Source organism: Flavobacterium sp. (assembly GCF_965657075.1).
Taxonomy (GTDB): Bacteria; Bacteroidota; Bacteroidia; order Flavobacteriales; family Flavobacteriaceae; genus Flavobacterium.
On record NZ_CBFHMV010000016.1, the window covers coordinates 1 to 21,747 of the forward strand.

Annotated in this window: 21 protein-coding genes; 6 read left to right on the forward strand and 15 right to left on the reverse strand. The window is 31.6% G+C overall.

Translation table 11 applies throughout. The features are described 5' to 3' along the window. Positions 1-144: 144 nt before the first annotated feature. On the reverse strand, positions 145-1,671 hold the full coding sequence (locus ACTF56_RS09465) for a T9SS type A sorting domain-containing protein (RefSeq protein ID WP_438966661.1): 1,527 nt from the start codon (positions 1,669-1,671) through the stop codon (positions 145-147). 268 nt (positions 1,672-1,939) lie between these two features. Here ACTF56_RS09465 and ACTF56_RS09470 point away from each other — a divergent pair, with 268 nt between their 5' ends. Further along, the gene (locus ACTF56_RS09470) at positions 1,940-2,071 is read left to right on the forward strand and encodes a hypothetical protein (RefSeq protein WP_438966662.1); all 132 of its coding nucleotides are present in this window, start codon (positions 1,940-1,942) and stop codon (positions 2,069-2,071) included. A 2-nt stretch (positions 2,072-2,073) separates the two neighbouring features. Here the strand turns inward: ACTF56_RS09470 and aroC are convergent, their stop codons facing one another. Then, complete coding sequence (gene aroC / locus ACTF56_RS09475; protein WP_438966663.1) at positions 2,074-3,135, reverse strand: chorismate synthase; 1,062 nt, start codon at positions 3,133-3,135, stop codon at positions 2,074-2,076. A gap of 103 nt (positions 3,136-3,238) precedes the next feature. On the opposite strand from aroC, the gene ACTF56_RS09480 reads away from it, so the two are divergent. Then, complete coding sequence (locus ACTF56_RS09480) at positions 3,239-4,057, forward strand: hypothetical protein (protein ID WP_438966664.1); 819 nt, start codon at positions 3,239-3,241, stop codon at positions 4,055-4,057. A gap of 91 nt (positions 4,058-4,148) precedes the next feature. Then, complete coding sequence (locus tag ACTF56_RS09485) at positions 4,149-4,643, forward strand: hypothetical protein (RefSeq protein ID WP_438966665.1); 495 nt, start codon at positions 4,149-4,151, stop codon at positions 4,641-4,643. 55 nt (positions 4,644-4,698) lie between these two features. Here ACTF56_RS09485 and ACTF56_RS09490 read toward each other — a convergent pair whose 3' ends face one another. From ACTF56_RS09490 to ACTF56_RS09545, 12 genes are all read right to left on the reverse strand, one after another. Further along, positions 4,699-5,127 (reverse strand): protease complex subunit PrcB family protein, encoded by a 429-nt coding sequence (locus tag ACTF56_RS09490; protein ID WP_438966666.1) that lies wholly within the window; start codon positions 5,125-5,127, stop codon positions 4,699-4,701. Then, on the reverse strand, positions 5,120-6,265 hold the full coding sequence (bshA, locus tag ACTF56_RS09495) for an N-acetyl-alpha-D-glucosaminyl L-malate synthase BshA (protein WP_438966667.1): 1,146 nt from the start codon (positions 6,263-6,265) through the stop codon (positions 5,120-5,122). The genes ACTF56_RS09490 and bshA overlap by 8 nt, the downstream gene beginning before the upstream one ends. 65 nt (positions 6,266-6,330) lie before the next feature. Beyond that, positions 6,331-6,786: a DUF1801 domain-containing protein gene (locus ACTF56_RS09500; protein ID WP_438966668.1), complete on the reverse strand. Its 456-nt coding sequence runs from the start codon at positions 6,784-6,786 to the stop codon at positions 6,331-6,333. 98 nt (positions 6,787-6,884) lie between these two features. After that, a complete protein-coding gene (locus ACTF56_RS09505; RefSeq protein ID WP_438966669.1) occupies positions 6,885-7,349 on the reverse strand; it encodes a GNAT family N-acetyltransferase in 465 nt (154 codons plus the stop codon). An 8-nt stretch (positions 7,350-7,357) separates the two neighbouring features. After that, entirely contained in the window at positions 7,358-10,219 is a 2,862-nt protein-coding gene (locus ACTF56_RS09510; protein ID WP_438966670.1) for a glycoside hydrolase family 3 N-terminal domain-containing protein, read from the reverse strand. A 129-nt stretch (positions 10,220-10,348) separates the two neighbouring features. Continuing rightward, positions 10,349-10,831, reverse strand: a complete 483-nt coding sequence (locus ACTF56_RS09515) for an ABC transporter ATPase (protein ID WP_438966671.1) — start codon at positions 10,829-10,831, stop codon at positions 10,349-10,351. Beyond that, positions 10,831-11,427 carry a hypothetical protein gene (locus ACTF56_RS09520; protein WP_438966672.1) on the reverse strand — a complete coding sequence of 199 codons (597 nt, stop codon included), beginning with the start codon at positions 11,425-11,427 and terminating at the stop codon, positions 10,831-10,833. Before ACTF56_RS09520 ends, ACTF56_RS09515 begins: the two co-directional genes overlap by 1 nt. A gap of 20 nt (positions 11,428-11,447) precedes the next feature. Further along, positions 11,448-12,239: a (Fe-S)-binding protein gene (locus tag ACTF56_RS09525; protein ID WP_438966673.1), complete on the reverse strand. Its 792-nt coding sequence runs from the start codon at positions 12,237-12,239 to the stop codon at positions 11,448-11,450. A 50-nt stretch (positions 12,240-12,289) separates the two neighbouring features. Next, on the reverse strand, positions 12,290-12,736 hold the full coding sequence (locus tag ACTF56_RS09530) for an LNS2 domain-containing protein (protein WP_438966674.1): 447 nt from the start codon (positions 12,734-12,736) through the stop codon (positions 12,290-12,292). 56 nt (positions 12,737-12,792) lie between these two features. Further along, the gene (locus ACTF56_RS09535; protein ID WP_438966675.1) at positions 12,793-14,097 is read right to left on the reverse strand and encodes a 4Fe-4S dicluster domain-containing protein; all 1,305 of its coding nucleotides are present in this window, start codon (positions 14,095-14,097) and stop codon (positions 12,793-12,795) included. An 11-nt stretch (positions 14,098-14,108) separates the two neighbouring features. Further along, positions 14,109-15,068: an MlaD family protein gene (locus ACTF56_RS09540; RefSeq protein WP_438966676.1), complete on the reverse strand. Its 960-nt coding sequence runs from the start codon at positions 15,066-15,068 to the stop codon at positions 14,109-14,111. A gap of 47 nt (positions 15,069-15,115) precedes the next feature. After that, positions 15,116-16,288 (reverse strand): N-acetylmuramoyl-L-alanine amidase family protein, encoded by a 1,173-nt coding sequence (locus tag ACTF56_RS09545; RefSeq protein ID WP_438966677.1) that lies wholly within the window; start codon positions 16,286-16,288, stop codon positions 15,116-15,118. 117 nt (positions 16,289-16,405) lie between these two features. Here ACTF56_RS09545 and ACTF56_RS09550 point away from each other — a divergent pair, with 117 nt between their 5' ends. Further along, positions 16,406-19,036: a putative LPS assembly protein LptD gene (locus tag ACTF56_RS09550; protein WP_438966678.1), complete on the forward strand. Its 2,631-nt coding sequence runs from the start codon at positions 16,406-16,408 to the stop codon at positions 19,034-19,036. A gap of 19 nt (positions 19,037-19,055) precedes the next feature. After that, complete coding sequence (locus ACTF56_RS09555; RefSeq protein WP_438966679.1) at positions 19,056-19,436, forward strand: RidA family protein; 381 nt, start codon at positions 19,056-19,058, stop codon at positions 19,434-19,436. A gap of 24 nt (positions 19,437-19,460) precedes the next feature. Here ACTF56_RS09555 and ACTF56_RS09560 read toward each other — a convergent pair whose 3' ends face one another. Next, positions 19,461-20,483, reverse strand: a complete 1,023-nt coding sequence (locus ACTF56_RS09560) for a threonine aldolase family protein (protein WP_438966680.1) — start codon at positions 20,481-20,483, stop codon at positions 19,461-19,463. Between the two features lie 47 nt (positions 20,484-20,530). Between ACTF56_RS09560 and prfB the strand changes: the two genes are divergently transcribed. After that, a protein-coding gene (gene prfB, locus ACTF56_RS09565) for a peptide chain release factor 2 (RefSeq protein ID WP_438966681.1) occupies positions 20,531-21,629 on the forward strand; the annotation gives its coding sequence in 2 pieces (ribosomal slippage) (positions 20,531-20,593 and positions 20,595-21,629; 1,098 coding nt in all). Positions 21,630-21,747: the final 118 nt, after the last annotated feature.

Consider the following 21,747-nt stretch of genomic DNA (forward strand, 5'->3'; position numbering starts at 1 on the left):
TACGCTTTACATACCGAATTTCTTCATTTCTTTCCATTTGGATACTTTTTGTGTATCGCTATTTCAGGACAAGACAAAATTTTTATAAAAAAAGCTCCTTAAATTAATAAGGAGCTTTTTCTTTAAAACTAAAATAATTTTAAATTAGTTTTTAATAATTTTCTTTGTAGCAGTACCATTATCAGTAGCTATATTTAAGAAATAAATTCCAGAATTTAATTCAGAAATGTTGATTTCATTTCCAATAGAATTTACATTAATATTTTTAACTGTTCTTCCGTTTATATCAGAAATAGTTAAAGATGTGATAGTTAATGATTCATTATTTTCTATAACAAATGCATCGTTTACCGGGTTTGGATAAACACCAATTTTAGATTCAACAAACGTATTATTTGATAATACTTGAGTTACAGAAAAATTATCAATTAAAAGTGCATGAGTAGCACCACCCGTATTTGCTGGAGATAAATTTCTAATACCAATATAATAAGTACCAGTTGATGCAGGAGTAAAACTATATGTTTTTAAAGTAAAAGCGGCAGCACTTAAACCAGTTTCAGAGGCTACTATATTGGTTTGTGCAGCTGCAGTTTGTGCAGTTCCATAAGTAACATTATAACTAGCAGTACTAGTAGTATTTCCAGTAGCTCTAAAATTACTAGCATATAATGTAACAGTTACCGGCTGTCCACCTTCTAAAGTTACACCTCTAGAGATTGCAAATGCATCTGAAGTTGCAGTAGCACTACTTACACCTGCTAAAGCATAAGACCCTTCTTGAACCAATGCCGAGCCTGCACCACCATTATTTGGATAGAAATCATTACCAGCAGTTGCAGTTGGAGCAAACCAACCAATATAATCTAATTCAGTTTGTTCAAATCCAGTATTATATGGAGGGGCTACTGCTGTAAAAACAGTATTAAAAGAAATTGGACCACTCCAAACACTGAATGTTCCTGCACCACAATTAGTTCTTACATAAAAGCTGTATACAGAACTTGGGATTAAACTTGTTAAAGAAACACTATTTGTTGTTGGAGTCAATGTAGTACCTGTACCTTGTGTAAATCCTTGCAAACCATATTCAAATTCATATCCAGTTGGAGTTGAACCTGATGCTGGTGCTGTCCATCCAATTCCTGCAGTTGTAGTAGTTGGTGCAACAGTAAATGTAAACCCAGTAGGTACAAAACAAGATTGTGCTACAAAAGTAAATTCAAATGAGAAAGAAGTGTTTTGCCATCTGTCATCCCATACAATATAATAAGTAGTTCCAGATGTAACTACAAAATTAGAAACAGCTGAACGATAGTCTGTATCACTCACGTCATCATTTGCAGCAACACAAGTTAAAGCTGCACATGTTCCGGTATAAATACCTAATCTTGAGTCTGTTGCTGTTGCAGATGTACCACCAGGATTAGCAGCAATAGCAGAAGTAACTGATATAACTCCATTAGCCGTTGGAGTAAATTTATACCATTTTGCATTTGGAGAAGCAGAACCAGAAGCAAAACACAAACCTGTTCCTGTAGGATATGTTCCATCAATGGCACCAGTAACAAATACCCCATTTGCAGTGATATCTAATGCTGTTGCACAAGTTCCTTGAGAATAAATTGTTATACTAACAAAACTCAATAATAAAAGTAATAGTTTTTTCATAATAAATAGTTTTAATTAGGAACAAATTTAATTAAAAAAAGACAGATTAAATGTTAAATTTAATTTTTATAAAAACTTTAAGAAATAGCCTTTAATTCCTGTGAAATTTTTAATCAATATAAATTTCTTCTTAAAAAAATTAATATTATGTATTAATAATAGTTGTTTTGCATTCAATTTTAACACTATATGGTAAATTAGTATGATAAATATCATATTAAATCTAAAAAACTGACTTTAAATTTGTACATAATTAAAATAGTACAAAATGAATTTACCACTTTATTCTTGGGGAAATGGAGCTTTTATAATGATTATCATTTTTGGCTTAGTGATATTAGGTTTAGTTGGAGCTGTTTATTTGTTAATGAAAACCGATAAAAAAAAGAAAAAGGAGTAGTTCTATTTATTAATCTTATCCATTAAGAAATAATCTGCCATAACCAATGCTGCCATAGCTTCAACAATTGGTACTGCTCTTGGCACTACACAGGCATCATGTCTGCCTTTGCCTTGTTGCACTTCTATTTGACCTTTGTTATTCAAATGTTCTTGCTTTTGTAAAAGTGTAGCGACTGGTTTAAAGGCTACTCTAAAATAAATATCCATACCATTGCTAATTCCACCTTGAATTCCACCCGAAAGATTTGTTTTGGTTGTTCCATCTAAATTATACAAATCGTTATGATCACTTCCTTTCATTTGGGCACCACAAAAACCACTTCCAAATTCAAAACCTTTAACAGCATTAATGGATAGCATGGCTTTTCCTAATTCGGCATGCAATTTATCAAAAACAGGTTCCCCTAAACCAATGGGAACGTTTTGAATCACACAAGTTATGGTTCCTCCAACAGTATCGCCTTGTTTTTTGATTTCCTTAATATGATTTTCCATTAATTGAGCTGTGGCTTCATCAGGACATCTAACAGCATTGGAATCAATTTTAGTAAAGTCTAATTCTTGATAGGGTTTATCAATAAAAATGGTTCCCACTGAAGAAACAAAAGCATTAATCTTAATTTCAGGAATTATTTGTTTTGCAATTGAACCACCTACTACTCTACTAGCTGTTTCTCTTGCAGAACTTCTTCCACCACCACGATAATCTCTAATTCCATATTTTTTTTCATAAACATAATCAGCATGGCTAGGACGATAAGAATCTTTTATATGAGAATAATCATCTGATTTTTGATTGGTATTTGGAATTATAAATCCTATGGAAGTTCCTGTAGTTTTTCCTTCAAAAATCCCTGATAAAAATTGAACTTCATCTTCTTCTTTACGTTGAGTTACGATTGCCGATTGTCCTGGTTTTCGCCTTTGCATTTCTGACTTGATAGCATCAAAATCCAATGCAATTCCTGCCGGACAACCTTCTATAATTCCTCCTAAAGCTGTTCCATGTGATTCACCAAAAGTGGTAAGTTTAAATATTTTTCCAAAGGTATTTCCAGCCATAGTTTTTGTTTTACTTTACAAATTTAAAAAAATTAAGGTACTTCTATATTATTTTACTAGAATTAGCGTTTTTTAATTAAATTAGCAGTCTAATATAATTTAAATGAAAACAAAAATCCTATTTTTAATGATGTTCTCTTTAGCTCTTTTTTCATGTAGTAATGAAGAAGTAGCAGGAAATGGAGATGAAACAATTGCCACTTCTTTGCCTATTGCATCAGGTAATTTTTGGAATTACAAAGTTTACACTGCTGCAACTACAAGTATTCCTGAATCTTGGGATAACGATAAATTGTATGTTGAAAATGATTTTTTAATCAATGGAATTACTTACAAAAAAATGAAAACTATTGAAACTCCAATTGGATTTTATTCAAGTACATTAAATGAAAATGGATTAAGAGTAGACGGCAATAAGCTCAGAGTTTCAGGTGCTGTTACATTTGATGCTGGTTTGCCTACAGCACTAGCTTTTGAAGTTTTTGATTTTATCTTTTTAAAAGAAGGGGCATCTGTAGGAGAACAATTAAGTACAACTAATGGTTCATTTACTGAAAATGTGGGTGGTTATCCTTTAACCTTTGAGTACACCTTAACATCTTTTGCTGATGGAACTTTAACTTCATTTACTTCTGATGGAACTAATTACAGTGATATTACAAAAACTAAAGTGGTTTTAAATCTTAAAATTTATACCGTTCAAACCATTTCAGGATTTCCTTTTAATATTCCTGTTATGGATGCGCAAGATGTTTTAATTTCTAAACAATATTACAGTAAAAATATTGGTTTAGTTTACAACAAAACTGAAATCAACTATACTTTGAATGATTTACCATCTAATTTGAATGTAACACTACCAATTCCAACTACAGGAAGTCAAACACAAGAAGAGTTTTTAGATACTTATTTAATCAACTAAAATAAATTATATAACTTTTTATGTAAATTATGTAAATAGAAAAATGGGTTTGGAATTATCTTTGTAACATATTAATACTAAATAAAAAAAAATGAAAAAAATCTTATTAATTACAGCTTTAACGTTTGGATTTGTATGGACTAGTAACGCTCAAGACATTTCTAAAAATGCACTTGGTTTAAGATTAGGTAGCAATGATGGTTTTGGTGGAGAAATTTCTTACCAAAGAGGACTAGGAGATAATAATAGATTAGAGTTAGATTTAGGTTTTAGAAACAGTAACAATGTAGATGCTTTTAAAATTGTTGGTTTATACCAATGGGTATGGAATATTGAAGGCGGATTAAACTGGTATGCAGGTGTTGGTGGTGGTGTTGGAAGTTGGAGTTATAATGACAATAATATTAAAAATGATGGCTCTTTCTTTTTAGCAGCTGGTGATATTGGTATTGAATATAATTTTCAAGAAGCTCCAATACAATTAGCTTTAGATTATAGACCAGAATTTTATTTCAACTCTGATGACTACAGAAATGATAATTATGGTTCAGATATTGCTTTATCAATTAGATATAGATTCAACTAATTTTTATAAAATACAGCAGAATAAAAAAAGAGCTTCAAAATTGAAACTCTTTTTTTTATTTCAGCTGATAAACTTTATGCTTGGAAACTTTAACCAAACAATAAGGATTGGTCAAGGCCATTGTGACTGGCTCTAAAGGTTTTGGTCTTGTGATTTCTTTTTCTAAAATTAAAACATCATCTTGTAGTTGAATAGCTTTTATTTGGATGCTAAATCCACCATTACTTTTTTGTCCCATTGAAACAAAAGCAATTGCATACCTACTGAAATCTGTCGCAAGTAATTCTTCAATTACTTCTGGTGCAATTGAAAGTTGATCTAATGCTGCAATGCATTGTTGTTTTGTATCTAAAATAGTTAAATTTTCAACGTCATTTCCGCCGTACTCTGCTTGATGCAACATTTTAAAACTGGGTGAATTTATAGGTTCTGCTAATTTACAAGAAAGAACTAAAATTGTTAGTAAAGTAAAAAATTTATTCATTTTTTAAAGTATTTAATTCAACCGCTTTTTGATATAACGCCTCATATTGAGGTAATATTTTATGAATTTCAAAACGTAAGGCTACTTCTTTGGCATTTTTTTTAAACTGATTGAGCTTTGCCTCATCTTTCAAAATGGAAATGGAGTTGGAACTCATATCAGCAACATCACCCACATTACTCAAATATCCAGAAAATCCATTGCTATTTACTTCTGGTAAACCTCCTGAATTGCTTGAAATTACGGGAACACCACAAGCCATAGCTTCTAAGGCTGCCAAACCAAAACTCTCTGTTTCTGAAGGCAACAAAAACAAGTCCGAATAGCATAAAATTTTATCAATTTCAGAACTATTTCCAAAAAAAATAACTTTATCCAAAATTCCTAAAGTCTGACATAAGTACTCCGCTTTTTGTTTTTCTGGACCATCACCCACCATCATCAACTTGGAAGGAACTTCTTTTTGAATGTTATAAAAAATCTTCACAACATCTTCAATTCGTTTCACTTTTCTAAAATTAGAAATGTGAGTAATTATTTTCTCTTGGGGTTGTGCCATCATTGCTCGATCACATTTTACAACTTCTTGAGTATTTTCGGGTTTAATTTCAATAAAATTCGGAATTACCTCGATTTCTTTATTGATGTTAAACAACCTGAAAGTATCTTCTTTCAAACTGTTGGAAACGCTTGTTACAAAATCGGATTTATTGATACTAAAACTAACAGCTGGTTTGTAAAAAGGATGATTTCCTACCAAAGTAATATCGGTTCCATGAAGCGTTGTAATCATAGGCAAATGAATGCCTTCTTCAGCCAACATTTTTTTAGCCATATAACCGGCATAAGCGTGAGGAATGGCATAATGAACATGCAAAACATCTATATTGTAATATTTAACCACATCAACTAATTTGCTGGATAAAGCCAATTCATAGGGTTGATAATGAAATAAAGGGTATTCGGGAACGTGAACTTCGTGATAATGCAAATTCGCATTTAAAAGCGCCAAACGCACAGGTTGACTGTAAGTAATAAAATGGATTTCGTATCCTTTTTTGGCTAATTCTAAACCTAATTCAGTGGCAACAACACCACTACCACCAAAGGTTGGATAACATACTATTGCAATTTTCATTAAATGATTATATTTTTTATAAAAATACTATTATTAAAAAGAACAAAAAGTAAAACTATGTTAAATTATCTTTTAAAATGGGTTTCATAAGTTTCAATCCATTCTTTTACGGAAACTTTTTTAACTAATTCCCCTAATAATTCAAAAGGAATTTGATCCATTTTTTTGAAACGAATGCAACTTTTTCCCATGTCTAACTTTGCTTTACAATGCTTTGGATATTCTGAAGTAAACCAATTTAATAACGAAGGATTACCATATATTCCCATATGGTAAAAGTTAATGCTGTTTTTTTGAGAAGCAAAACTCATGAAAGGTAATGGTAAATCAGGTGAACAATGGTAACCATCTGGATAAATTTCATGAGGAACAACATAGCCAATCATTCCGTAACTCATTTCTTCTTTGAAACCTTTTGGTAAGTTTTCATTAATCACTTTTCGAAGTTTTGTAATTGCTTCTACTCTAACGTCTTGTAATTCATCTATGTACTGTTGTGGAGATGTTGCTTTTGATGTCATTTTTAGTAAATTAAGTTACGAGTTTATAAAATGAAATGATGTTGTAAATAATACCTACATCAAATAAGATGGATAACAATTTCTTTTATGGTTACAATTTAAATAGACAGTTCCATTTTAATATTAGCTCTATCATAATGTCCTTTTTCAAGAGCTACTTCAGTAAAACCATAGGTTCTATAAAGATGTAAAGCTGCTTCTAATTTGGTATTTGAATATAAAATTAAGGTTTTTATTTGATTTTCTTTCGCAAAAGTGATGCAATGCTGCAATAATAAAGTTCCAATTCCATGGCCTTGGACTTGACTACTTACAGCCATTTTGCCGATTTCAAAAAGGGAAGAAGTGATTTTCAACAAAGAAACTGTTCCAACTATTTCCTCATCTAGTTTTGCATAAAAGATAAATCCTCCTTGATCAATAATTTGCTCTTTTGGGTTGGACAAAGATAATTCGTCGCTTTTTTCTATGTAAAAATATTTTTCAAGCCATTCATAATTGAGTGATTTAATAGGTTCTTTTAAATCATTCGTAAAATTAATTATTTGAATTGCATGCTTCATTTTAAGAATTAATCTCTAATACTTTCATAAATTATTTTTTGAATATTTTCACGAATATTCTCTCTAGATAATTTATTTACAGCATTGGAATCTGGATAAGTTCTGTTGGATAAAAATACGTAAACAATTTCTTTGTCAGGATCAGCCCAAGCCATTGTCCCTGTAAATCCAGTATGTCCAAAGCTTGTTAGTGATAAACATCCACAAGTTGGTCCTGCAGTTCCTAATTGAGGTTTGTCAAATCCTACACCTCTTCTATTTCCATCTTCACAAAAATAACACGTATTGAATTCATTCATTGTTTTTGGTGTAAAGAATTGATGCGTACCATAAGTTCCGTTTTGCAAATACATCTGCATCATTTTGGAAACGTCTAAAGCGTTTGAAAACAAACCGGCATGACCAGAAACTCCAGCTTGCATAGCAGCTGCCATATCGTGAACATACCCTTGAACGGTTTGATATCTGAAATAATTATCGTTTTCTGTTGGAATGATTCGAGATTTTTCAAACTTATTCAGGGGATTATAGGAAGTAGTATTCATTCCCATAAATTGATAAAAATGTTCATCCGATAAAACGTCTAATTTTTTATTGGATTGCAATTCTAAATATTCTTTAAGCAAAATGAATGAAAAATCACTGTACTTGTATTTTTTTGAAGCCAGCAAATCACTTTTAGCAATTTGATGGATAATGCTATCGTTATAATCTTTTCTTAAATATAAATTTTCGGCAACTTTATTTGGAAAGTCTTCTGAATAAAAACTTCTGTAATACTTGAAATCCGGTTTTTTCTTGTTGTTTAAAGTGCTCTGATAAAAAGGAATCCAAGGTTGAAATCGAGCTTGATGCGTTAACATATCTAAAAGAGTTGCATTTTCTTTGTTACTTCCTTCAAAAACAGGCAACATTTCTGATAATGTAGTATCAAAATTCACAATTTCTTTTTCTTTTAGTTGCATGATGTTGGGCAAAGTAGAAAGTACTTTTGTTAATGAAGCAACATCATAAATATCTGAATTTTGAACAAGCCTTTGATCTTCATAAGTATGGGTACCAAAGGATTTGTTGTAAATGACTTTGCCTCTTCTAGCCACAACTATTTGTGCTCCAGGGGTCATTTTACCTTCAATTGCACTTTTGATTATGGTGTCGATTTGTGCTAAATTTTTAGAATCCATTCCTTGATTTTCGGGTACATCAAAGCCTAAAATCTTTAGCGATTGGGTTGAAATTCCTTCATAGATAGTAAAATCATCATTAACAGAAACCGGTAATTTTCCTTTAGAAGAAAGAGCTCCAAATACTATTTGAGCCACAGCGTTATGTGTAAACTTATTGTTTTGATAAGCCATAATTAAACCTTCAATATGCTCATAATCTAGAGATGAGTTCATTGAATAAGGTCTTGAGAAAAAGGAAACTATTACTTTATTATTATTAGAAATCGCATTAATCCATCGAATTTCTTCTTGCGTAGCTGCATTTTTTTTCCAAACATTATCTGGCTTGTGATATCCAACAATAACTTTGGTATATGCTTTTAGTTTTTCTAAAGTGATTTCTAAAGAAATTTCTTGAATATAATCGACTTTAGCATAAGCGTTTAAGTGTTCAACAAAGACTTTATTTTCGTCGCCACCAATAGCAACATAGGCTATTTTTTCTTTTTCTAAAGCTGTAATAGGAATAATGTTTTCAACATTGTGAAGTGTTGTAATGGCATTGTTAAACAATCTTTGGTTCAATGCATCGTATTTGGGTTGATTTAAGTCTTCTGTTAAATTGGTTAAATCAATGATTTTTTTATCGTACAAACCCGCTTGCAATTTATATTTTATAATTTTTGTTACAGATTCTTTTAAACGTTCTTCCTTCAAAATCCCTTTTTGATATGCTTCTTGAAATTTTGTTAAAGCTTTAGGAACGTTTTCTGCAAATAATAAAACATCATTTCCAGCCAAAAAAGCAGCTAAATCAATATCTCCAGGCTGTTTAAAATTACTTGCTCCTTTCATGTTTAGAGCATCTGTAAAAATCAGTCCTTTAAAATTCAAATCTTCTTTAAGTAAATTAGTTACTACTTTTTTGGATAAAGAAGTAGGCAAAGCTTTATTTGGTTCTAAACTTGGAACACTCAAATGAGCTACCATAATACTGGCTAAATCATTTTTAATCAGTTTTTTATAAGGATACAATTCAATAGAATCGATTCTTTTTTTGGTAAAAGTTACGGTTGGTAAGGTATGATGAGAGTCTGTTGATGTATCACCATGTCCAGGAAAATGTTTGGCCGTTGCATAAACACCATTTTTTTGCAAGCCATTCATGTACGCAAGTGATTTTTCGGTAACATTCCACTTAGATTCACCAAAAGAACGATTCCCAATAATTGGATTGTTTGGATTTGTATTGATATCAACTACTGGAGCAAAAGTAAAATGAACGCCCAATCTTTTAGATTGTTCAGCCATTTGAGCACCCATTTCTTCAATAAGTGAATTGTCTTGAATAGCACCAAGCGTCATGTTCCAAGGATAGCAATAGGTCGAATCCAAACGCATGCTCATTCCCCATTCGGCATCAATACCTATAAATAAGGGTTGTTTTGACTTTTCTTGAAAACGATTGGTTAATTTAGCTTGTCTGTTAGGACCTCCTTGAAAAAAAATTAGTCCACCAATATGATAATTCTCTATTAGTCCATCCAAAGATTGATAATGTTCTTCATTCTTATTAGAGTAAGCGGCAACCATAAACAATTGCCCAACTTTTTCATTAAATGACATGGTGTTGTAAATACTGTCGACAAATCTTTCTTTTTTATATACATCAACAGCTTCGTCCAATTCTTTATTAGTAAACATTGAAGGTTTATCGTAATTAAAGAAGGTTACCAAAACAAATAAAAAAATTAAATTATATCTCAACATATGTATTTAAATAAAAAATCATCATTAAATGGAAGTTTCTTAATGATGATTTTTATAGTAGTATTAAAAAAATCGACTATGCCAACTATCACTAGCAGGAACTTCCCAAAAATCTTGCCATTCTTCAATAGTATTTACTAAATTATTGAAAACAATAGTGTTTTCGGAAACCGATTTACTTTTTGCTAATTGTTTGAATTCAATTAAAGTTTTGAATGCAATAAATTCACCCGTTTTGTAGGTCACATTCATTTTATCTAACAAATCAATTTCAAATTGTTGTTCTAATTTTTGAATGAATTCCACAGAACTATCAATTGAACATCCCGTTGCTTGTTGCACCTCTTGGTTGACAGCAATTATTATAAAACGATTGTATTTTGTAATGAAAGAAGCTTCCAAAGATTTTCCGTGAGCTGCCCAATTTTCAATAAAATCTTTAGCTTGTTCTTCAATAGTTACAATTTCATCATCATATAATTTTCGGTTCGATTGATAAATCCAAATACGAGAATGTAAGGGTAAATCTTCAAAAGGTATATACATTATAAACGCTCTATATCAGTTATAACTTTAAAATTTTCGTATTTAGCTGTTTTTGCGTTATACAATTCAGCTTCAAAATAATATACTTCAATTTTATCATTGGCTTTCAATACTTTATCTGTAATTAAATAAGCATTATCAAAACTGTTGATTAATAAAAGTTGGTGCGTTTTTCCTGAATTTTCTTTCATATTAACAAAAAGAAAGCCATCTACATTAGTGCTAGTGTAGGTACCTTCAAGCATTTCGTCTTCATCTTCAGTCATTTCTGAATCGTCTTCCAATGCATTGTCCATGATAACTTGTAGTAATTTTGGACAGTTGAATGCTATTTTTTCACCAACATCACCACCAATATCTTCAATCTTAGACATGTAATCTTTACCGTAGTGTTTTTCAACATCTTTTTCATATTTTCCCACAGCTTCAAACAAACACAAGCCTAGTGTCATTTCATAATTCTCTTTTGTGAATTCTTTGTCTTGTGAACAATCACAAGTGGCTTCGCTCAATTTAACAAGCAATTGATCTTTTGTTAATTTTTGAGAAAACATAGTTGTTGATACAAACAACAGTAAATAAGCGATTTTTTTCATCGTAAATGGAGGTGTTAAATTTATAAATCTTGAGCGTTCGCAATTAATTCAGCAATGTCTAATACTTTTACATCTGCCTCTTTTTCTTTATTTTTTATACCGTCAGTAAGCATAGTATTACAAAACGGACAACCAGCAGCAATTACATCTGGCTTTGTTTCTAAGGCATCTTCTGTTCTTTCGATATTTATTTCTTTAGTTCCTGGTTCTGCGTCTTTAAACATTTGAGCACCACCAGCACCACAACAAAGTCCATTAGCGCGTGAACGTTTCATTTCAACCAATTCAGCGTCTAATTTTTCTATTAGCTCTCTTGGAGCTTCGTATATATTGTTGGCTCTTCCCAAATAACAAGGATCGTGAAAAGTAATTTTTTTACCTTTAAATTGACCGCCTTCTACAACCAATCTTTTATCGTCAAATAGCGATTTAAGGAATTCAGTATGATGCATCACTTCATATTTTCCTCCTAATTCAGGATACTCATTTTTTATGGTATTGAAACAATGAGGACAAGCCGTAACTATTTTTTTTACCTCATAAGCATTCATGACTTCTATATTCATCATGGCTTGCATTTGAAATAAAAATTCATTTCCAGCTCTTTTTGCAGGATCACCTGTGCAACTTTCTTCAGTTCCTAAAACAGCAAAATCAACTTTAGCACGATTTAAAATTCGCACAAAAGCTTTTGTGATTCTTTTAGCTCTATCATCAAAACTACCCGAGCAACCTACCCAAAATAAAACTTCGGGTTGTTTTCCTTGAGCCATCATTTCTGCCATGGTAGGCACTTTTAATTCTTCTAACATATTTTTATTTTAAAAATTGAGAAGTTTAGAATGAATTCTAAAATCTAATATTAGTCATGATTACCATCATCAAAAACCTCGATAGTAACTTCTTTTTCAATTAAATCTGTAAATTTACCATTGTATCTAGTAGCTTTTACCAAATGATTATCAATCCAATGATAATTTCCTCCTCTAGGTTTTCCCATGACCATTCCATGATATTTAAAACCATGTTGTTTCAGCCATGTCTCAGTATAAGCTCTATGTTCCTCGGTTCTTGAAGTAAAGAAACAAATTATGTGACCTTCATCATACCATTTATTTAATGTTTTTAAAGCATCTGGATAAACATTTGCTGTCAACATTCGTTCTGGTTCTTCATTAGGAATATCATCACATATTGTACCATCAATATCAATAAGATAATTTTTAACTCCTTCTGGTAATACAGGACTTAATTCTTTCCCGTCAACTACTAATTTTTGCAAGGATTTTTCATTGCTTTTCAATTCCATTTTATTTAATTTTTAACATCATTTCTAAAACCTCACAAATTAGAAAATCAATTGGTTTATTGTTCGTCTTTCCAGTTCAAACGGTCCATTTGGTTGTATTGCCATGGCGCACCGTTATTTTCAATATTACTCATCATTGCGTTTAATGACATTGGCGCAGCACTTTGTTCCATCACTAAATAACGTCTCATGTCAAGGATAATTGATAATGGACTTATATTTACAGGACATTCTTCAACACAAGCGTTACATGATGTACAAGCCCAAAGCTCTTCAGTAGTGATATAATCGTTTAAAAGCGATTTATTATCTGGAACAAAAACACCTTTGTTTTTATCCATATTAATACCTACTTCAGTTAATCGATCTCGAGTATCCATCATGATTTTTCGTGGAGATAATTTTTTACCTGTTTGATTGGCAGGACAAGATGAAGTACATCTTCCACATTCGGTACAAGTATAAGCATTTAATAACTGCACCCAATTTAAATCTTGAACATCACTTGCACCAAATTTTGCAGGAACTTCGTCTGGGTTTGTTGGAGCTGCAAAGGGATCAGCCGTTGGGTCCATCATTAACTTAACTTCATTCGTTACACTTTCTAAGTTATCCACTTTACCTTTCGCATTCAAATCAGCAAAATAAGTGTTTGGAAATGCTAAAAGAATATGCAAATGTTTAGAAAAATATAAATAATTTAAAAAGACTAAGATGCCACATATATGAAGCCACCAAGCTGTTCTTTCAATATAATGAAGACTTTCCTCTGAAAACCCAGAAAATAATGGAGCAATATATTGAGAAATTATATTTCCGTTATGATGCAACTGAAAATGATTATCTGTAGCATTCATAACTAAAAATAGAGTCATCAAAACTACTTCAAAATATAAGATAATATTTCCGTCATTTTTAGGCCATCCTTCCATTTCTGGACTAAAAAAACGTTTTAATTTAATTACATTTCTTCGAATCCAAAATACAACCACCACAACAAGAACTAAAACCGCTAAGATTTCAAACGATGCAATTAGAAAATCGTAAAAACTTCCCAAAAAAGCAAAAATTCTGTGCGTACCAAATAACCCGTCAATGATTATTTCTAAAACTTCTAAATTAATAATGATAAAACCTAAATACACAACAATATGCAAAACACCAGCAATTGGCCTTTTAATCATTTTTGATTGTCCTAAAGCAATCATTGCCATGTTTTTCCAACGTTCTGAAGAATTATCTTTACGATTTACATCTTTTCCTAACTTGATGTTTCGAATAAGTTTTTTTACATTCATAGTAAAATAACCTATACCTATAATAAGTACAATTGCAAATAAGATATTGTCAATATAATTCATAAAAATAGATTTTATTCTTCTGTGGATTCGTTCGTTTCTTCTTCAGGAGCAATGTAAGGTTTGTTTTTCTTTCCAAAAACAGAAACATTGATGTATCGTGTTGGATTTAAACGCAAATCTTGCAACAACAATTCCAACTCTTTAGAAGCATTGGTAAAATTGGTGTACATGGCATCATCTTTCATGATTTTTCCTAAAGTCCCTTTTCCTGATTGCATATCTGCTAAAATGGCATCGACTTTAACAAGTGTATTTTCTAAACTTTTCACGGTTTGTCCGATTTGAATTTTAGCCAATGAATCAGAAACTTTAGAAAAATTGGAAGATGTTTTTTCCAAATTAGTCATTGTAGAAGTAATGTTCTTCTTGTTATCGGCCAACATAGCATTCACATTTTTCGAAGCACTAGAAAATTCAGCTAAAACAACATTTAAATTAGCTAAACTGTTTCTTAAATTTTCTTTGGATTTGTCGTCTAAAACCTGATTGACATTTACCAACATGGCATTGGCGTTATTTAATAAAACTTCAACTTTATCTTTCAGAGGTACTAATTGTGAAGATAATTCATCGGCAAGTCCTAATTTTGAAGATGCATTCATGAATTGTTCATTCTCCAATAAATCAGCACCTGAACCTGGTAAAATAGCGATTTGTTTGCCTCCAATTGGACTAGGTGCATAAATTTCAGCTACACTAGATTTTGAAAGTTTGTAATCTCCATCAATTTGAATCTTTACAATGTTTTTCCAGTTTTCATCTAATTTTATTTCAATAACTTTTCCAATGGTTTTTCCGTTTATGGTCACTGTTGAAGAAGTTGTAAGTCCTTCCACATTATCGTATTTAACAAAAAATGTTTTGTAATTGGTAAATAAATCTCTTCCTTTTAAAAAACTATAACCCCAAATAAATAACATTATTGAGGAGATTACCAAGATGGCTGTTTTTATTTCTTTAGTTAGTTTCAATTTCTTTTTTTAGCAAATTTATTATTAAATTGTGTTACTGCCAAGTTTTAGTTAATTACTTCTGATAATTTTATTAATTTTCCATTTTTATAGGCTACTATAAAAGCGGAATCAAATCCTTTATCTTTGGCCGTTTTTAAATTCTTTTTAGCACTATCATAGGAATCTGTTTCTTCGTAAAAATATTTATACAGCTTATTAATCTTTTCTTTAGAGACATTTTTCAAGCCTTTAAAATTAGAAGCGGTAGGTTCTAAACTCTTTGAACTGGCAGAAATTTGAACTTTAAAAACTATTTTGTCTTTGGAAACATCTGCTTTAACTTCTTTAGGTTTTGATGTGTTTTTATCTGTTTTAGTATTCGGAGTTTCTTTTACAATTTCTTTGGGACTTTCCTTTTCCACTTCTTTTGGAGTTTCTTTTTCAGTTTTTTCGGTCTTATCCGTTTTTTCTTTTAATACAAAATATTCTTTCTTATATTCTATAATAGCGTCAGCAATCGCTTGAGCCATTTTGTCTTGACCTTCATTACTGTTTAAAAAAGAGCCTTCATTTTTATTAGAAAGAAAACCCAACTCAATTAAAACGCTTGGCATGTAAGTAGCATCTAAAACCCATATAGGTTGTTGTTTGACTCCTCTACTTTTTCTTTTATTAAGATTTTTGAAATTATTTTCTATTTTATTGGCCAAATCTATGCTTTGATTCAAAAACTCTTCTTGCAACAAAAGCATACTGGTTTGAAATTCAGGCTTATTGGGATCAAATCCGTTGTAAACTTCTTTGTAATTATCTTCTTGAAGTATTACTGAATTCTCTCTTTTGGCAACATCTAAATTGGTATCTGTTCTTGACATTCCCATTACAAGCGTTTCCGTTCCAAAAGCAGTAAATGCTTGAACACCATTACAATGAATAGAAATAAATAAATTAGCGTCTTCTTTATTAGCTAAATTAGCGCGTTCCTTTAATGTGGGATATGTATCATCAGTTCTGGTATAAATAATTTCAATATCCTCATGTTTTTTTAATAGGTCCCCAACTTTTAAAGTAGTTTTTAAAGAAATTGTTTTCTCAACAAATCCATGATGAGAATTTCCATAATCTTTTCCACCATGACCCGCATCCAAAACAATTTTAAACTTTGCATTTTGTGCAAAAGTTAAAGAATTGAATGTTAAAAATAGCAGCAAAAACTGAAGAAAATTAAATTTTCTCATAATGTATAATAGTTGAATGTTATAATTTTACTAACACAATAATTTTTTAAAAAAATATATGTAAGTTTGAGCCTTCAAAAACCAAGCCACATTTATTACAAAAATAACACATAAGTATTGTATTTAAAGAACTTCTATATCGTTATTTCGTTTATTTTTCTAACAACAGGAAACAGTCTTACTTTTGCACAAGAAGTCAATACTAACGACACTTTGAACATTAATGCAAATGAGTTATTAACAAAAGACAAGTCCAAAAAAACAGACACTCTTAAAAAGAAGACTTTTCTTGAAGGTATTATCAAACGTAACGCAAAAGGGTACGAAAATATTGATAACATCAAAAAACAAATGGTTTTGTATGATGAAGCTGAGCTTTATTACAAAGATATTGAACTGAAATCTGGAATTATTGTTTTAGATTTTGAAAAAGATGAAGTGTATGCCGGAAGGTTGAAAGATAGTTTAGGAGAATACACCCAATTTCCTGTTTTTAAACAAGGAGCTAATCTTATTGAACCAGATTCCATCAGATTCAACACCAAAACAAAGCGTTTAAAAGTTTGGAATTCTAGAACACAACAAGGCGAATTAAATATTAAGGCCGATCAATCAAAACGAATGAATGATTCGACCTACTTTATGAAAAATGTTCGTTTTACAACCGCTAAAAATGTAGATGATCCTGAATATTATTTTTATTCCAGAAAAGTAAAATTTGTTCCAGGTAAAAAAGTAGTTGTTAGTTTTACTAACATGTATATAGCCGACATTCCAACACCTATTGGATTGCCTTTTGCTTACTTTCCTTTTTCTGAAACCAGTACCTCTGGATTCATTTTACCATCACCTGGACAAAGCAATCAACAAGGGTTTTTCTTGCAAAATGGTGGGTATTATTTCGCATTAAGTGATTACTATGATTTGGCCATTTTAGGAGATTATTATACCAATGGAAGTTATGCCTTAAGAGCAGAAAGTGGTTATGCGAAACGCTACAAATTCAACGGTCGTATTAATTTGCGCTTTGAAAATCAAATTCAAAGCGAAAGAGGCTTACCTGATTATTCAAAATCCAAACAATATAACATTCAATGGAGTCATGCTCAAGATGGAAAAGCCAGTGCCAATTCCCGTTTTTCTTCTTCCGTAAACATATCAAGCAGTCAGTACTTTAGGCAATCTTTAAATTTAATAAATGTAGGTTCTACTTTAAATAATAATTTATCGTCCTCCATTTCTTATTCTAAAACAATTCCAAGTGTACCACAAATCAATTTTTCATTAACAGCAACACATTCTCAAAACATCAACACACAGGTAATTAACATGACTTTGCCTACGCTACAAGCCAGTGTGGATCGTGTTTTTCCTTTCGCTAAAGAAGGTGCCAAAAAAGGAATCATTCAAAACATCAATTTTCAGTACAATTTAAGAGGTCAAAATAACATTGAAACTACAGATTCTTTATTCTTTAAATCTGAAATGTTTAAAACCGGAAGAGCTGGATTTCAACACAGTATTCCATTAAGTACTAACTTTAAAGTATTCAAATATTTTAGTGTAAGTGCCAGTACAAATTTTAATGAAGTATGGAATTTTCATACCATAAGAAAAAGTTACAATGCTGCAACTAATAAAGTAGAAGACACAAGAGTAAATGAGTTTGCTGCTTACCGAACGTATGATTTCAGTTCTGCCATTGGTACAACCATTTATGGTACTTTTGATTTTGGTGAAGATAAAAAAATCCAAACCATAAGACATGTCATGAGACCTAATATTTCATACAGTTACACGCCTAGTTTTGATCAATATTACGATACTTATGCTATTGATGCTACAGGAACTACCATGCAAGAATATACTAAATTTCAAAACGGTTTGTTTGGAACACCTGGAAATAATTATTCCAATAATGTTGGCTTTTCTTTAAATAACACTTTTGAAGCTAAAGTAAAAACGGTGGATGAAAAAGGAAAAGAAGAGGTGAAAAAAGTAATGCTATTAAATAATTTAAATTTAGTCACAGCGTACAATATCTCTGCAGATTCTTTGGCTTGGTCTCCAATGAGAGTTTCTGGCGGTACTACCTTATTCCAAAACAAAATGGGTGTAAATTTTTCAACAACACTTGATCCCTACGCAATTGATAATTCTGGAAGAAGAATAGAAAAATACAATATCAACAATGGCGGAAGTCTTTTCAGAATGACAAGTGCTAACATGGCCTTAAACTACTCTTTAACAAGCAGCGGTTCTGATGGTAATAAAAACAGACAAAACCAACAAAATGGGGGTCGTGGTGATGATTTATTTGGAAGATCAACCGATTTGAGTGACAACAGACAAAGTCTTTTTGATGATGATAAAGATAAAGAGGAAGAAAAACCTTCTGAATTTTATAATTCTAAACTTCCTTGGGATTTACAATTTGCATATTCTGTGACCTATCTTAACGATAACAGACAAAATCGTTTGAATAACAACTCTTTAATGGTTTCTGGAAATGTAGAATTATCTCCAAAATGGAAGGTGGGAATTTCTAGTGGTTACGATTTTGTTCAAAATGGTGTAACCTTTACGCAATTTAGATTTGAAAGAGATTTAGAAAGCTGGAGAATGAGCTTCAATTGGGTACCTTTTGGTGTAAATAGCTATTGGGGATTCTTTATCGGAATCAAATCTTCTGTGTTTAGCGATATCAAATGGGACAAAAACAGAGTTCCAGACCGACGTTTAAGATAATAAAAAACATTTAATATTCATGAAAACCATCATAAATACATCAAAAGCTCCTGCTCCAATCGGACCATACAACCAAGCAGTGCTAGTAGGAAACACACTTTATACTTCAGGGCAAATAGCCTTAAATCCAGAAACAATGGAATTGGTTTTAGATTCTATAGAAATTGAAACAAAACAAGTAATGGAAAACATGAAAGCCGTTTTAGAAGCTGCCAACATGACTTTTGAAAATGTTATTAAATCTTCTATTTTTATTGCTGATATGAATGATTTTGCTAAAATAAATACCGTATATGGAGCTTATTTTGACGAAGCAACAGCACCAGCAAGAGAAACGGTTCAAGTAGCTTGCTTGCCCAAAAATGTTAATGTTGAAATCTCAATGATTGCCATCAAATAATTTTTGAAAGAAAATCAATTGTTATCATCTCATTTTTTGAAGCGTCTCCAAAACATAGGTATGCATTACTTCTTTATAATCCAAATGTGTTACAATTCTTAATTTTCCATGCCCCATAGAACTTATATGAATATTTTTAAGTTTCAATTGATTCATAAAAGCTTTTTCATCCACTTGGGCAACTAAATTAAAGATGACAATATTGGTCTCTACAGGCTCTACTTTAGCAATGAAAGGCGAATTAGACAATATCAAACCTAATTCTTTAGCTCTACGATGATCTTCCTCTAAACGTGTCACATTGTGTTCTAAAGCATATAATCCTGCAGCTGCTAAATATCCCGATTGACGCATATTGCCTCCAAATATTTTTCTTATTCGCAAAGCTCTTTTCATATCGGCTTTAGTTCCTAAAAGCACTGAACCTACTGGAGCACCCAACCCTTTTGATAAACAAACAGATATGGTATCAAATAACTTTCCAAATTCCTTTGGATGTTGTTTTTTAGCCACAATAGCATTCCACAAACGCGCACCATCTAAATGATATTTCAAATTATGTTCCAGGCAAACTTGCTTCATCTTTTGCAATTCTTCTAATTCATAACAAGCTCCTCCTCCTTTGTTTGTAGTGTTTTCAATACTTACTAATGAGGTTAATGGAGCATGGTAAAAGTCTGGATCATTTATGCCCGATTTAACTAAATCAGCCGTAATTAAACCGCGAGTTCCATCCAATAAATTACAAGAAATCCCACTATTAAATGAAGCTCCACCTCCTTCATAATGATAAATATGAGAATATTTATCACAAATGACTTGCTCTCCAGGATTCGTATGTAACTTCAAGGCGGTTTGATTGGCCATAGTTCCTGATGGAAAAAAAAGTGCCGATTCCATTCCAAATAAATCCGCTAAAGTTTCCTCTAACTTGTTGACTGTAGGGTCTGTTTTATAAACATCATCACCTACTTTTGCATTAAACATGGTTTGTAACATGGCCGTTGAAGGTTTAGTTACGGTATCGCTAATTAAATTTATTTCCATAGAATCAAAAGGAATCACTATTTTTGTGGTGTAAAATTACATAAATTATGATAAACACAGAACAAATAAAGGATATTATTAATCGCCTTGGTGCGTTAAGGAGGTATCTTTGACGTCGATAGAAAGTTAATTGAAATTGCCAACGAAGAGGAAAAAACCTTTGCTCCTGATTTTTGGAACAATGCCAAAGAAGCTGAAATTGTAGTAAGAGAACTTCGTTCTAAGAAAAAATGGGTCGAAGACTACACAAAAGCTGTTGACATGAATGAAGAGCTCCAAATTATGATTGATTTTCATAAAGAAGGAGAAATGTCAGATGAAGAGGTTGAAACTTTTTACGCAGAATTAATCACACACATTGAAGATATTGAATTTAGAAATATGCTTTCTGATGAAGGTGATGGTTTAAGTGCAGTATTGCAAATTACAGCTGGTGCTGGTGGAACAGAGAGTTGCGATTGGGCTTCCATGTTAATGCGAATGTACATGATGTGGGCCGAAAAACAAAAGTTCAAAATCAAAGAATTAAACTATCAAGAAGGCGATGTAGCTGGAATAAAAACCGTAACACTCGAAATTGAAGGCGATTTTGCTTTTGGTTATCTTAAAGGTGAAAATGGTGTACACCGCTTGGTTCGTATTTCTCCATTTGATAGTAATGCCAAGCGTCATACTTCTTTTGCTTCCGTATACGTTTATCCGTTGGTTGATGATACAATCGAAATTGAAATCAATCCTGCTGACATTGAGATTACAACGGCTCGATCTAGTGGTGCTGGTGGTCAAAATGTGAATAAAGTGGAGACTAAAGTTCAACTATTCCATAAACCTTCAGGAATTCAAATTCAATGTTCTGAAACGCGTTCTCAACACGATAATCGCAATAGGGCCCTGCAAATGCTGAAATCACAATTGTATGAAATTGAATTAAAAAAACAACTGGCTCAACGAAGTGATATTGAAGCGGGCAAAATGAAAATCGAATGGGGTTCTCAAATCAGAAACTACGTAATGCAACCCTACAAATTGGTAAAAGATGTAAGAACTGGAGCCGAAACCAGCGATGTAGATGCTGTAATGAATGGCGAAATTGATAAATTCTTAAAAGCCTATTTAATGTTAATGGGACAAAAAGAGGAAGAATAAATTTCTAAATAAATAAAATGATAAACCTTTCTTAATTGAAGGGTTTATTTTTTTGTACATCACGAACATTAATTGTTAAAAACGATAAATTTTTATTCGTATTAAAATACTTTTCTTA